This is a genomic window from Halomonas sp. SpR1, from assembly GCF_031010175.1.
Classification (GTDB): Bacteria; Pseudomonadota; Gammaproteobacteria; order Pseudomonadales; family Halomonadaceae; genus Vreelandella.
Genome location: NZ_JAUAMB010000036.1, coordinates 1 through 13,488, shown reverse-complemented (window position 1 = coordinate 13,488; position 13,488 = coordinate 1). Strand labels below are relative to the sequence as shown.

Here is a 13,488-nt window from a genome sequence, read left to right as displayed (position 1 = left end):
AGTCAAACCGGCGCAATCTCATCTTCAAAATCCCACCACTTGAATTGGTTATAGAATACACCGCTCCATGTAATGGGTATTATCTTCCGTTTTACGGGTACGAAATCCCATACGCTCGTAAAGCGTTACCGCTGGGTTTATACAAAATACGCGTAGCCTAAGTAAGTGAATGCCCGTTTGTTTAGCCATTTCCTCCGTGTATCGAATTGCCGCTGTACCAAGGCCATGGCGCTGCCACTTTTGATCAATTTGTAGTTCCCGAATATAGTAAGCGTTTTCATCATGGTTTACGCATAGCAGCCCTACTCGGGACGCGTTTATGACCAGCTCGTAGCTGTCTAACTCACTCCACTGTTTAGCAAACAGGGCGGTATTCCAGCGCATATCCAGCTGCTTATAGTAGGCTGACATATTCTGAAGAATTATTTTTTCCGCAAACGCCTTATCGTTAGTAGGCTGAATAATAGGCGTCATATACATACTATATACATATTCTCAGTGCTGTGTTCAGACACTTTTTCCAATAAGCGCTTTATCGGCTTCCGCGATTTTATACTGATTAAACACCTGGACGCCATGTTCGCGGAGCAGTGCGGCGGTCACTCCCATACCGGGCACTTTTTTACCAGAGAAACTGCCATCATAAATAGCTGAGCTCCCGCATGAGGGGCTGAATTCGGCAAGCACTGCGATACTGATATCGAATTTACGGCACAGGTTCAAGGCGATAGAGGCACCTGCTAAAAAGTCATTGGTTACCTTGCCTCCATCTTTTTCGATAACATCGACCTCGCCATTTAATACGCTTTCACCGCTGCCGTTGAAAATCTCTGCGGGTGGTCTGGGAATACTCATCCCCGCCTCAACTTCAGGGCAGACAGAAACGATCCGGCCTTCAGAACGCCACCGCTCAACGATCTGATCAGCCACCGCAAGGGCGCCACCATCATAGCGAACCTTTTTCCCCAACAAGCAGCCGCTGATTAATACTTTTCTCATAAAGCCAACTTCCCTTGTATCGTATCTTCTTAAGATCGTAAACGATGATTTAGCAGCCTGCCTGCGCTTTACCCTCCTTAGAGATCCCTCGACGCCATGCTGGTTAGCCCGAAATCTTTTTGCAATAAACCTATAATCGCTGCGGCGATCAAAAAAGCGGCTGAGGTTAACAAACCTACCGATAGGCCCCCACTTAGATCATTCAACCAGCCACCTAGTGTTGGCCCCAACGTCTGACCAATGCTAAACGCAACCGTCATCGCACCAATACCCGACGCCCATGCTGAAGCACCGCAGTTTCTCCGCACAAAAGCTGTAGTAGACGCCACCACACCAAAAAAGGCACACCCGAATATAGCTGCCGAGGCCAGTAGAACGGGCCAGGCACTTGATATGAGTGGCAATACAGCGCCAACCAAGGTCACTCCATTTAGTATCGCAAAGGCACGACCATGTCGCTGATTCTTCAGCACGCCCGCCCAAAGCCAGGGAAATACTGCAACAGCCAAGCCCAGCACGACCCAAAATAGCGACTGAAAGGCGGCACTCTCCCCATGAGCCTGTATCCAAGCAATCATGAACGTCATATAAGTAATATAACCCGCCCCAAAACAGCTATAGCCAACCAACATCCACCACATGGAGCCTAATGGCGCCGACACATGTGCTTGGGGTCGGCGTTGCGGTGTGATACGAACACCCCATATGACGCCGAGTGCTAGCACCACTGATATGGCCGCCAATACTAACCAAGCAGTAGGCCAAGCCGTTACTCCCCCCTGGCTTAAAACCCAGGGCACACCTACCCCTGAAAGAACAATGCCTAAACCTGATCCCGCATAAAAGATACCGAGTAGAAACGCTGCCTTTGCTGGATGGCGCTGAGACACTTGAGCGGCAATAACGCCACCCGCAACAAAAGCACTGGCACCGCCTAGTCCAGCTAAGAACCAGGAAACATTTAGCCATACCGTATGATGAAATAAACCCATCATGATCAACGCAATCACGCATGCGAATATTCCCGTGCGCATCACGCTATTGGCACCAACAACCCCAATAAAACGGGCCGAAATCAGCGCGGCAATAAGATATCCGGCGGCATTAACCGATGTCATCCAACCCGCATCGGCATAGCTCCACCCTAGCCCTAAGCTCATAGAGGGTAGCAGCAGTGCGTAGGAAAATCGTGCAATCCCCAGGCCGATAGCCGGTACTAAAGCAAGCGCAGCGAGTGTACGGAGATCGGTTGTGAACGCTTTATGATCGCGCTCGTGGAGAAGATCAGATTGTGTCATACCGGCCACCTGAGTCTTTAATAAAGACTCAGATTAGCCTCGCTTAGTTCTATTTTCAAACTTTGCTATCATAAGCACATGAAAAAGCCCCCCGAAATATCTACTTCCCACACCCGTGTTCCCGCTTCCGAATGTTCGCTGGCCAAGGCGATCCGGGTCGTTGGGGATATGTGGACGCTGCTGATACTACGAGAGATCATATGTGGCGCTGAGCGCTTCGACCAAATTAGGGAAGACCTGGGTATTACTCGCTCAGTGTTGTCCAACCGGCTCGCCAGACTGGTTCAAGAAGGCATTTTAGAGCGCTACCAATACCGTGACTCGGGGCAACGAGCCCGCAAAGGCTATACCCTAACTGAGAAAGGTCGCGCACTACTGCCCGTTGTTATCACCCTTCGCGAGTGGGGCGGGCAGCATTTAGAACCTGGCAATACATCCCTTCGTCTACAGTTACAAACGACAGATGGCCTACGTGTTGAAACGAAATTGATTCGGGAGGATGGTTTAGAAGTGAGCGATATGTCTGGAGTGGTTGCTACAGTGAAGGAGTAAGTCTTCACAATCAAGATTGCCCACGCACCGGTAAAGAAAACTTGTCGTTAAGAAGAACCTGCGCTATACGCCGCTGAGCGGGGTATTTAACGTCGAGAACACGGCTTTTAGAGGCCGTTAGGAAAGCTTTTCGGGGTTGCTCCGCTTGCAGTTGATGTTCAAGTTTGACGATTTGCCATCTTGGGTAGAGACTAGGCTGGCGACGGCAACCGACGAACAACTGAGCAATTGGGGGACGCAGATGCTAACCGCCAACTGCTTTGACGAACTGTTCAAGTATTGACGCTTAGCGGCGGCACGCTTATAGCCCTTTAAGCCAATGACGAACTACTTCAATGCCTTCTTCACTCACTAAAAGCCCCAAGTGCGATGTGCCTGGGACGATGACAATTTCTGCATCCGGGATATGCGGTCGAACGGTAGGCTCAAAGCGATCTGCGAACAAGGCCTCATCCTCGGCGCCGCTCAGGAAGAGGCTCGGCACGTTTATAGAACGCAGCTCATCTCGGTAGTTAGAAGGATTAAATCCTGTCATCAGACGATACGAATAAGCCAGTGTCTCCGAGCCATTGCGGTACTCAGGCGGTAAATTAAACCGCAGCACGGTCAAGCCGTTCAAACTTGTCACGCCCAGCTTATTGAGAAGAGATAGCGCAATAATTTTAGCCACACTCGGCTCGGCCCATCCCCCGGAGTTATTACGCACAGTGGGGGCATCGTGCCCAAGATAGGGCGCCAGCAGGAGGTATGCGGAAGCAAGGTGCCCATATTCCCCACCAGCAAAGCGCACTGCAAGCCCTCCTCCTGACGAATGGCCCCCCACCACTACCTGGGATACCACAGAGTTTTCCGTTTTGATGTGGTATATAAAATCAGCAAGATCATCCTCAAGCTGAGCGATATAGTCGATATCGCCGCGCCGTTGCGGAGAAGGCCCATGGCCCCGCACATCAGGGGTATACACCATGGCAACGCCTGCATCAGCTAACGCCTGGGCAAAAGTAGCTAAATATTTGCTGTCCGTGCCTGACCCATGAAGAACAATCAGTGCAGTGGGAGATTCACTGGGATAATGCCGATACGCCAGTGCTGTTCCATCGCGCGCTTCAAAGCGCTGAAGTGATGGTAATTGGCTCACTGCGCCCTGCTCAGAAACCAACGCCTCGAAACTCAAACCGTCTGCATTTGTTCTTATCGGCATTGAAAACAGCACTCCTATCGTTAAGATCAACATGCATGTCGCAATGCGACTTGCTGAGAGCACTATGCCTCTAGGACAGGACTCGGTCGTTAAGATGCCATCAGACTTTTTACGCTCACCGTCATAGTTCAAAAACATGTTTCAGCGGTTCCATCTGCTGATGGAGTATCCTGATGACAAAAATATCTTGCTCGCGTTGCCGGTAAAAAATGACATGTCGTTGGTGATCATGACGGCGTAACCCATCGGCGATTTCTGGGCACTCATGACCCATTAGTGGAGAGCCAGACAGGAGATGAAAGGTGCTCTCAAGATTATTAGTGTAAGCATCGGCTTGGAGTGTACCGAAGTTAAGCAGGGTGTATTCGTAGATGGAGGCGAAGTCTTCTGCCGCAAGGTTGGACAGCTTATACATGGTGCTTGTGTTTTACCTGGGCGGCTATATCGTGCAAAGATAAATCGCTCTCACCGCTCCTCTCCCCGGCTTCAACAGCACTTCTCAACGCAGCCGCTTGATTTTCCTGGCGTTCAAGCAGCCTCAAGGCTGAACGCACGACTTCACTGGTTGAGCCGTAACGACCAGACGCGATCAGTCTTCCCACAAAGTCGTCTAGTGGTGCACCGATAGTAACGCTCGTTGTTCTGGATGATGCTTTGGGCATGACATAAACCATGTGTTAATAGTTAACACAAATCATAGCATCCCAGTTGGCTCTTGCAAGGGCCGTATCCTGAGTACGGCAAGCCTACGGCTTTTCCTTAAAACCAACTGGCGTGAGCTCCTACCCCAACTGAAACGGGTAAACAGCCCCAATCTTTAACAACTGGGTTAACTCATCCAGCGCAATGAGGGACTCTTCCGCGAGCTGTGGATCAGCGAGTTCATCAGGGGCAAGTCGGTCGCGATAGTGGCGATTTACCCAAGCGGTGAGATCATCGTATAGCCCATCGGTGATCAGCACACGGCCGGTAAGCGCTGCGCGTTCGGCGTCCGTTAGCACCACCCGCAGTCGCAGGCAGGCAGGGCCACCGCCGTTGCGCATGCTCTGCTTGACGTCTTTAACGATCACTTCGCTGATGGGGTTATTGCCCGCCAGCAGGTGATCCTGAATGGTGCGCCAGACCGCTTCGCGCTCCTGGCATTCGCCGGGGACTACCAGGGTCATGGTGCCGTCCGGGTTGGAGAGCAGCTGTGAGTTAAACAGATACGAGGCCACAGCATCTTCCATGCTCACTGCTTCCAAGGGTACGCGCACGGGAAACAGCGGTGTGTTCATTTTGGCGCGCAGCTCATCCAGGGTGCCCTCTTCGTCCAGAAAGGCCATTTCGTGGTAGAGCAGTACGGGGCCGTTGCCCACGGCAATCACATCGTTATGGAATACGCCTGCGTCGATGGCGTCCGGGTGCTGCTGGGCAAATACTGTTTGTTCTTCCGTTAACCCGTGCTGACGAGCCACCGCCTGACTGGCTTCCAGAGTTTGCCTGGCAGGATAGTGTTTAGGTTCTCGCTCACCGCTACGCACGTCACCAAACGCCTGGCGGCCATACACAAACAGATGCACACCGGGTTCACCGTACTCACCACATAAACGGGTGTGGTTGGCCGCGCCTTCATCGGAAAAGGCAGGGGTAGCGGGCAGCACCGGATGGTGGGCGAAGTGCTGTTCGTCGCGGAAAATCGCCTGCAGCACACGACCTGTCGTTTGCGGTTCCAGGTAGCGGTGAAAGCTGGACTGCAGGTTGGCCGGGGTGAAATGTACCCGACTATCCGGTGCATCCATGCTGGGAGTGATCGTGCCCGCATTAGCCGTCCACATACTGGACGCCGAGCAGACGGCCCGCAGTAGCTGAGGAGCCTCTTTGGCAACACGGGCCAGCACTTCACTATTGCTACCGCTAAAGCCCAAATCACGCAGTGCGCCAATATCCGGCCGCTGCTGAGGGGGCAGCACGCCTTGGGCGTAGCCCGCGTCCATCAGCGATTTCATCTTTAAGAGCCCCTGCAGTGCGCCCTCTTTGGGGTTGGACACCAAGCCGCCGTGGCTCATGGAAGCGACGTTACCTACCGCCAGCCCCGAGTAGTTATGGGTTGGGCCGACTAGGCCGTCAAAATTGACTTCCTGGACGTTATTGATCGCAGAAGCACTCATAGGCTGACTCCCGGCGGCAGGGTCTCGGGCATCTCCAGGCTGTCGGCTTCCATGGAAGCGACCGGATAGGCGCAGTAGTCCGCCGCGTAAAACGCGCTGGGGCGGTGATTGCCGCTGTCACCCACGCCGCCGAAAGGCGCATCGCCGGAGGCGCCGGTGGTTTGGCGGTTCCAGTTAACGATCCCTGCACGAATGCGCAGCAGGAAGTCATCCCAATCGGCTTGCTCACCGCCAATCAACCCGGCGGAAAGCCCGTAGCGGGTGTTGTTGGCAAGCGCGAGCGCTTCATTCCACTCGCTATAGCGGTGGATTTTCAGCAGCGGGCCGAAATGCTCTTCGTCGGGCACATCCAATCCCGTCACGTCGATTAGCGCAGGGCTTAGCAAACTGGTGTTCTCCTGCAGGCGCTGCATGCGATTGATCACAGTGCCGCCCATTGACTCCAATTCATCCTGGGCCTTAAGCAAGCCATCCGCCGCCGCCACGCTGACCAAGCCACCATAGAACGGCGCAGGATTGTCTTCGAACTGGCCCGCCACGTGCAGCTTGGTGATCGCCTCTGAAAGCGCATCAATCAAGCGATCACCGACGGCACCTTCAGGCACCATCAAACGCCGCGCGCAGGTGCAGCGCTGGCCGCCGGAAAGAAACGCTGACTGCAGAATCGCCAGCACAGCGGCCCGCTCGTCGTCGACATCTTTCACCACCAGGGGGTTATTGCCGCCCAGCTCCAGCGCCAAAATCTTATCCAGTTGGCCTGCAAACTGCTGGTGAAGCATACCGCCCACTTTGGCGCTACCGGTAAACAGCAGCCCATCAATATCGGAGTTACCTGCCAGCGCTTGGCCCACCGGCACACCGCCCTGCACCAGGTTGATAACGCCTGCGGGCAGGCCGGCTTCCAGCCAGCACTGCAGGGTTAAATCTGCCGTCAGCGGGGTTTGGTCGCTGGGCTTGAAGACCACACAGTTACCCGCCAATAGCGCAGGCACCATATGGCCGTTGGGCAGATGACCAGGGAAATTATAAGGGCCAAATACCGCCATCACGCCGTGGGGGCGATGGCGCAACACGGCTTGTGCACTACCAACGGTTTTTTCCCGTTCGCCGGTACGCTCGTTATACGCCTTAACCGACAAAGCCACCTTTCCCACCATGGCACCCGCTTCGGTGCGCGCTTCCCAGAGTGGTTTACCGGTTTCAGAGGCTATCGCCACGGCTAACTCTTCACCGCGGTTTTTGAGCACCTCGGCAAACCGTTCGACCAGCGCCTGACGCTCGGCAAAGGGGGTGCGTGCCCAGTTGGGGAAGGCACCGCGGGCGGCTTTTACTGCGGCGGCGACTTGCTCAGCGCTGGCGGTCGCGGCTTGCCATAGCGGCTGACCGGAAACGGGGTCGTACTTGCTCAACGACTCTGCGTCGCCCGCGACCCAGGCGCCATTGATGAGTTGCTGCTGTTGGGCGTGCATAAAAAAATCTCCTGTAAACGTGGCCTAGGAAACCTCTGATTAACTATTGCGCTTGGCCATACTGCGTTAAAAATCGCCTCAAAATGCTCATTTACACCCCGTAAACTCCGCTTTTTCGTTGATTTTTGCCTTGTCTGGCCTGCGCTCATCACATTAATCAGAGGCTCCTTAGGTCTCGAGTAGCCGCAGGGTATCGCCGGTTGCGACGCCTAAACGCTGCGCTTCTTGTTCGCTAAGCACGATGGTGTTGTCATCGGTAGGCGCACGACCTACCCAGCTGGCGGTAAAGTTCAGCATTTGGGTGGTGGCGGCCAGCCAGCGGCTAACGCTCTCTTCCGCTGCACTATTGGATATTTCCACCTGGCAGAGCCGTGAGTTACGGATGGCGCGCACGTCGTCAATATAAGCTTCAACCGTCGGGCCACCGTCGAAAATATCGATATAGCCTTCCCAGCGTAGCCCCTCTTTTTTAAGCATTTCCAACGCCGGACGGGTATGCCGATGCACCTGACCAATACAGGCCCGCGCTTCTTCGGCCATAAAGGTGGTGTAAATGGGGAACTTGGGCATCAGCTCGCCGATAAAGCTTTTCTGCCCTAGACCGGTTAATCGATCCGCTTCGCTGAAATCCATGGGGAAGAAGTGTTTACCCAGGCTCTCCCAGAAAGGACTGGTGTTGTTTTCGTCAAACACACCGCGCATCTCCGCCAGCACTTTATCGGGGAAACGGTCGCGGAACTGGGCGATAAACAGCCAGCGTGCTTTAGAGAGCAGCGCGCCGTTGCGCAAATGTTTGTTGGCTTCGCCGCGGTATTCCGGGCGCAGAAACAGCGAGCACACTTCGGCGTCACCGGTGTGGTCGGAGCTTAAAAACAGCGTATCGATGGTGCGGTGCAGATCCAGCTGTACCGAGGAGTGGGCCAAGGTGCCCAGACGGTAGTTGTAGAACGGCACTTCCCGACCCACCTGGCCCTCAATGGCGCAGCAGCCAGCGAGTTCGCCGCTTGCTTCATCTTCCAGTACAAAGAAGTAGAGCCGGTCATCCACCGGGGTGCGCTCTTCGAAAGCACTGGCGGCGGCTTCAATCTTACCGGCTAGAAACTCGCGGTTATCCGGCAGCGAGGTAAAGCCAACGCCCGCCTGCTGCGCAAGCGCCTGAAGCCCATCCAAATCATCACGGGCAATGGGTCGAATGCGCATTACATCTCTCCTTCATCGAGTGCATCTACCGCGGTGGGTAACGTCAGCGGCGCGGCAAGTACCGCCCGCCCTTCCGTGACGCCCAACCGCTCGGCGTGCTCAGGAGATAGCATCAACTGACCGGTGGGCGAAAGCGCGTAACGCGCGACGATGCAACGGAACTCACCCAGCTTTTGATTGGCAACCAGCGCCGGTTCAGCATCAGGCAAGGTGTGCTCCGGGCGTATGCGCACAGGGTGCCAGGCGGCACTGCGGAAGGTTTCTAACCGTTCGCGCTCGGCTTTGACAATCGGCCCGGCGTCAAAAATATCCACATGCCGCGAACGCACAAAGCCCTCGGCCAGCATCTCTTCCAGCGCCTCTTCGTGGGCGGGGTGCTCACGACCTATCGCGGCTCGCGCCTGGGGCGTCAGCAGCGGCAAATAGAGCGGAAACTGGGGCATGACTTCGGCAATAAAGCTTTTCGAGCGCACTCCGGCAATGTGATTCATATCCTGGAAACTGCGGGCAAAAAAGTGCCGCCCTACGCTCTCCCAGAACGGCGATTCGCTGCGGGTATCCAGATAGCCCGGGAATGCTACGGCCAGAATGCGCGAAAAGCGCTCAGGATACTGGGCGATAAACATCAACCGCGCCCGGCGTAACAGGCTCTCCGCGCTGGTGCCTTTATAACGCGGGTTAAGCGAGAAGGCGCACAGCAGTGTGGCATCCGAGACTTCATGGGAGAGCGCCAGCGTCTGCACTTCGCGGCGCACGTTGAGCTGCTGGGAAGCGTGAATCAGCGTTTCCTGACGGTAAGTGTAATAGGCCTCGTTGGCGCCCGCCTGGGCACGGATAGTGGCCGTGCCCAGCACTTCCTCGCGGGTATCGTCCGCCAGAACAAAGGTATAGTGCTCGTCTTCTGGAAACTCAACGTCGCCGTTAAAGGCGTCTTGAGAGCGCGCGATGCGCTCCTGAAGGCGCTCACGGTTGGCGGGCAAGTTGGTCAGCCTCGGCACCGCGTGCTCTGCCAACTGCTCCAGCGCCATGAGATCCGACGCTTTAACGGGTCGAACTACCAGCATTCTCGACGCCTCCCCTTCCGTTAACACGAGTGACACAGCCTGTTGTTCACTCATGCGGTCGCAACTAACCGCTCAATCGCGCGCTCCAAGCGGGCCATGCCCTCGGCAATATCCGCCTCTGGAATAACTAGAGAAGGCGCCATGCGCAGTACGTTCGGCCCGGCGATCAGCGCCATCAAGCCCTCTTCAATCGCCAGCGGCAGAATATCTTTGGCACGCCCTTCATAGGCATCCGACATCTGGGCGCCCATCAGCAAGCCCATACCTCGAATCTCTTTGAACACGCCGTGCTTGCGGTTGATGGTTTCCAAATGCTCGCGGAACAGATCGTGACGCTTTTTGACCCCCTCAAGCACCTCGGGGGTATCGATAAATTCAACTGCCGCCAGGGCAACGGCGGATGCCAGCGCGTTACCGCCATAGGTAGAGCCGTGGGTACCGACAACTAATGATTTAGCCACCGAGTCGATTGCCAGCATGGCGCCAATGGGGAAACCGCCGCCCAGGGATTTCGCGCTGGTGAGAATATCCGGCGTAATGCCGTAATTTTTATAGGCGTAGAGTTCGCCGCTGCGACCAACGCCGGTTTGCACTTCGTCAAAAATCAGCAGCGCGTTGTGTTCATCGCACAGGTCGCGCAGACCCTGGAGGAATTCCGGCGTGCCGGGCACAATGCCGCCCTCGCCCTGCATCGGCTCGACCATAATCGCACAGGTGTCATCGCCGACCAGCTTGCGAACGCTTTCCAGATCATTGTAGTCAGCATGCAGGATGCCACCAGGTACCGGGCCAAAGCCTTGGGAGTACTTGGGCTGGCCGCCAACGCTGACGGTGAAGAAGGTACGCCCATGGAACGACTGATAAAACGAGATAATTTTATCTTTATGCTCGCCGTGGTTATCCACTGCCCAGCGGCGCGCCAGCTTGAGCGCGGCTTCGTTGGCTTCACCGCCGGAGGAGCACAAGAACACCTTATCGGCAAAGGTGCGCTCGACCAGCGTTTTGGCGAGGGCAAGCGCTGGCTCGTTGGTAAATACGTTAGACAGGTGCCACAGCTTGTCGCCCTGCTCTTTGAGCGCATTGACTAGCACCGGATGGCAATGGCCAAGGGAGTTAACTGCGATGCCCCCGGCAAAATCGATATATTCTCGCCCCTGTTGATCCCACAAGCGGCTACCTTCACCACGCACGGGAATGACCTGCTGCGGTGAGTAGTTGGGCGTCATGTAGTGGTCGTAATCTTGACGGCTTGGGGTATGGCTCATGGGACGCTAGCTCCAGTGGAGGAAAGGAATGTAAACAGTATAAAGGCCTAGCTAGGTTACCTGCTTTCAGCAATGGGACGGCAAATTATGAATAGCGGCGCCTAGCGAGATTAGGTACTACCTTGAAGAACCCTAAAAGAGCCCCATACTTATTAGCAAGCTATAAAGTTATCCGTTGTGTAGCGAGGTACTGATACTCAGGACGAGAGGAGACCAACGTATGCAAATCGATCTTAACGGCAAGCACGCCATCATCACCGGCTCAACCGCGGGCATTGGCTTTGCGATTGCTCAAGGACTCGCCAATGCTGGCGCTAACGTGGTCGTGACAGGACGCACCCAGGCACGGGTTGACGACGCCATCGCCGCGATTAAAAAAGCCACTCCCAATGCCAAGGTAGAAGGCGTGGCGGCTGATCTCGGCACTGCTGAAGGCTGCCAAGCGCTGATCAAACAGCAGCCCAGCACGGATATCCTGATCAATAATGTGGGTATTTTTGCGCCCCAGGACTTTTTTGACGTTGACGATGCCACTTGGCAACAATTTTTCGATATTAACATCATGAGTGCGGTGCGGCTTTCCCGCCACTATGCACAAGGTATGCGCGAGCGTGACTGGGGGCGCATTCAATTTATCTCCAGCGAGTCAGGCATCAACATCCCCAGTGAAATGGTGCATTACGGCATGACCAAATCGGCACTGCTCTCCGTCTCACGCGGGCTGGCTAAAGTGCTCAGCGGCACTCAGGTCACTGTGAATGCCATTCTTCCTGGGCCGACCCGTTCCGAGGGCGTACTCAATATGATAGGCGAAATGGCGGAAAAAGAAGGCACTTCCCAGCAAGAGATGGAAGAACGCTTTGTGCAGGAGAACCGGCCCTCTTCCATTATTCAGCGCTTGGCCACCCCCGAAGAGGTCGCTAGCATGAGCGTTTACGCCGCATCGCCCCAGGCTAGTGCCACCACCGGCGCGGCACTGCGGGTGGAAGGTGGCATTGTGGATACCTTAACCTAATCCATCTAAGCGAATTCCTCTAAGCTAATTCCTCTAACCCAGGCGCTCTTCCCGCGGTGTCATGCCGTAATGGTGCCGGTAGGCGGTGGAGAAGTGGGCGCCAGAGGAAAATCCCGTGGCAAAGGCAATATCGCCTACCGGCCGATCACTCTCGCGCAGCTGCTTGCGGGCTTCCTGCAAGCGCAAATCGAGATAGTAGCGGCTGGGCACCGCCTGCAGATACTTCTTAAATAGCCGCTCCAACTGGCGCCGGGAAATCCCCAAGTGCTCGGCCAGTTCCAAGGTCGAGAGCGGCTCCTCAATATTAGCTTCCATCAGCGTCACAGCATCCACCAGGCTCTGCGGTGCATGCCCCAGGCGGCTTCGCAGCGGCACGTGCTGGCGCTCATCTGCCAAGCGAATGCGGTCGCAGGCAAACTGTTCCGACACCTGCTCCGCCAAGCGCGCACCGTGATGCCGGCCGACCAGCGTGAGCATTAAGTCCATGGCGGCAGTACCGCCCGCGCAGGTAAGTCTATCGCGGTCAATTTCAAACAGCTGCTGAGAAAGCGTGACCTGCGGATAAGCCTGGGAAAAGGCCTCAAAACGCTGCCAGGGCAGTGTCGCCCGATAACCTTCTAGCAAACCACAGCGTGCCAATACCTCGGTGCCCCCTGCCAAGCCACCCAGCGCTACACCATGGCCCTGGTGCCCTCGCAGCCACTCATTGAGCTTAGCAGGCAGCGTATAGGGCAACGGCGTCGGTGCACATATGAACAACAGGTCTAGGGGGCCTAGAGCAGTACTTAGCTCATGCTGCGCTATTAGCGAAAGCTGGGCGCCACTACGTACGGGCTCGTCATTGAGGCTAAGTGTGACGGTTTGGTAAAGCATCTGCCCACTCAGCTGGTTAGCCATTTGCAGCGGTTCCAGCGCACTAGCGTGGGTCAATAACGAAAACCCCGGCAGCAGCAGAAAGGCCACCCGCCGACGGGGTGGAGCTGCATGTGAGGCTAACGGGTTGGGTTGCATGATAACTGATTGGGCTGCATGAAAAACTGCCATCGGCGTAGGTAAGTTCCCATCTTACCCAATTGCGTAGATGAAGGCAGCGCTAGTTAGCCATACATAAAAAAAGGCGTCGCAGTGTTGATAGCGTTAGCTGGCTTCCAATCGAGTAGGAAGGGGAGTCGCCTCCCCTGTCCTCTCACACCACCGGGCATACGGTTCCGTACCACGGCGGTTCATGAAGAACGCTTGAGCCATCTTACCGCGTCCAGTATCGAGATCAGTCCC

14 protein-coding genes are annotated in these 13,488 nt (G+C 55.5%); 2 read left to right on the top strand and 12 right to left on the bottom strand.

What is annotated here, in order from left to right; all coding sequences use genetic code 11:
- Nucleotides 1-48: 48 nt before the first annotated feature.
- The 3 genes from QT231_RS19720 to QT231_RS19710 all read right to left on the bottom strand — a co-directional run bounded on the left by QT231_RS19720 (nt 49) and on the right by QT231_RS19710 (nt 2,297).
- Nucleotides 49-480: a GNAT family N-acetyltransferase gene (locus tag QT231_RS19720; RefSeq protein WP_308338521.1), complete on the bottom strand. Its 432-nt coding sequence runs from the start codon at nt 478-480 to the stop codon at nt 49-51.
- A gap of 27 nt (nt 481-507) precedes the next feature.
- Nucleotides 508-999: a DUF523 domain-containing protein gene (locus QT231_RS19715; RefSeq protein ID WP_308338520.1), complete on the bottom strand. Its 492-nt coding sequence runs from the start codon at nt 997-999 to the stop codon at nt 508-510.
- 77 nt (nt 1,000-1,076) lie between these two features.
- On the bottom strand, nt 1,077-2,297 hold the full coding sequence (locus tag QT231_RS19710; RefSeq protein WP_308338519.1) for a YbfB/YjiJ family MFS transporter: 1,221 nt from the start codon (nt 2,295-2,297) through the stop codon (nt 1,077-1,079).
- A gap of 78 nt (nt 2,298-2,375) precedes the next feature.
- On the opposite strand from QT231_RS19710, the gene QT231_RS19705 reads away from it, so the two are divergent.
- The gene (locus QT231_RS19705; RefSeq protein ID WP_308338518.1) at nt 2,376-2,849 is read left to right on the top strand and encodes a helix-turn-helix domain-containing protein; all 474 of its coding nucleotides are present in this window, start codon (nt 2,376-2,378) and stop codon (nt 2,847-2,849) included.
- Between the two features lie 301 nt (nt 2,850-3,150).
- Here QT231_RS19705 and QT231_RS19700 read toward each other — a convergent pair whose 3' ends face one another.
- The 8 genes from QT231_RS19700 to QT231_RS19665 all read right to left on the bottom strand — a co-directional run bounded on the left by QT231_RS19700 (nt 3,151) and on the right by QT231_RS19665 (nt 11,198).
- Nucleotides 3,151-4,050 (bottom strand): alpha/beta hydrolase, encoded by a 900-nt coding sequence (locus tag QT231_RS19700; RefSeq protein ID WP_308338517.1) that lies wholly within the window; start codon nt 4,048-4,050, stop codon nt 3,151-3,153.
- 121 nt (nt 4,051-4,171) lie between these two features.
- Nucleotides 4,172-4,465, bottom strand: a complete 294-nt coding sequence (locus QT231_RS19695) for a type II toxin-antitoxin system RelE/ParE family toxin (protein WP_308338516.1) — start codon at nt 4,463-4,465, stop codon at nt 4,172-4,174.
- On the bottom strand, nt 4,458-4,712 hold the full coding sequence (locus QT231_RS19690; RefSeq protein WP_308338515.1) for a type II toxin-antitoxin system ParD family antitoxin: 255 nt from the start codon (nt 4,710-4,712) through the stop codon (nt 4,458-4,460). The genes QT231_RS19695 and QT231_RS19690 overlap by 8 nt, the downstream gene beginning before the upstream one ends.
- Before the next feature lie 120 nt (nt 4,713-4,832).
- The gene (gene astB, locus QT231_RS19685; RefSeq protein WP_308338514.1) at nt 4,833-6,200 is read right to left on the bottom strand and encodes an N-succinylarginine dihydrolase; all 1,368 of its coding nucleotides are present in this window, start codon (nt 6,198-6,200) and stop codon (nt 4,833-4,835) included.
- On the bottom strand, nt 6,197-7,669 hold the full coding sequence (gene astD, locus QT231_RS19680) for a succinylglutamate-semialdehyde dehydrogenase (RefSeq protein ID WP_308338513.1): 1,473 nt from the start codon (nt 7,667-7,669) through the stop codon (nt 6,197-6,199). The genes astB and astD overlap by 4 nt, the downstream gene beginning before the upstream one ends.
- Before the next feature lie 168 nt (nt 7,670-7,837).
- Complete coding sequence (gene astA / locus QT231_RS19675) at nt 7,838-8,869, bottom strand: arginine N-succinyltransferase (protein ID WP_308338512.1); 1,032 nt, start codon at nt 8,867-8,869, stop codon at nt 7,838-7,840.
- On the bottom strand, nt 8,869-9,933 hold the full coding sequence (locus QT231_RS19670; RefSeq protein ID WP_308338511.1) for an arginine N-succinyltransferase: 1,065 nt from the start codon (nt 9,931-9,933) through the stop codon (nt 8,869-8,871). The genes astA and QT231_RS19670 overlap by 1 nt, the downstream gene beginning before the upstream one ends.
- Before the next feature lie 50 nt (nt 9,934-9,983).
- Nucleotides 9,984-11,198: an aspartate aminotransferase family protein gene (locus tag QT231_RS19665; RefSeq protein ID WP_308338510.1), complete on the bottom strand. Its 1,215-nt coding sequence runs from the start codon at nt 11,196-11,198 to the stop codon at nt 9,984-9,986.
- A 220-nt stretch (nt 11,199-11,418) separates the two neighbouring features.
- Here QT231_RS19665 and QT231_RS19660 point away from each other — a divergent pair, with 220 nt between their 5' ends.
- Nucleotides 11,419-12,213 (top strand): SDR family oxidoreductase, encoded by a 795-nt coding sequence (locus QT231_RS19660; protein WP_308338509.1) that lies wholly within the window; start codon nt 11,419-11,421, stop codon nt 12,211-12,213.
- A 33-nt stretch (nt 12,214-12,246) separates the two neighbouring features.
- Here the strand turns inward: QT231_RS19660 and QT231_RS19655 are convergent, their stop codons facing one another.
- Complete coding sequence (locus tag QT231_RS19655; protein WP_308338508.1) at nt 12,247-13,224, bottom strand: GlxA family transcriptional regulator; 978 nt, start codon at nt 13,222-13,224, stop codon at nt 12,247-12,249.
- Between the last annotated feature and the right edge of the window lie 264 nt (nt 13,225-13,488).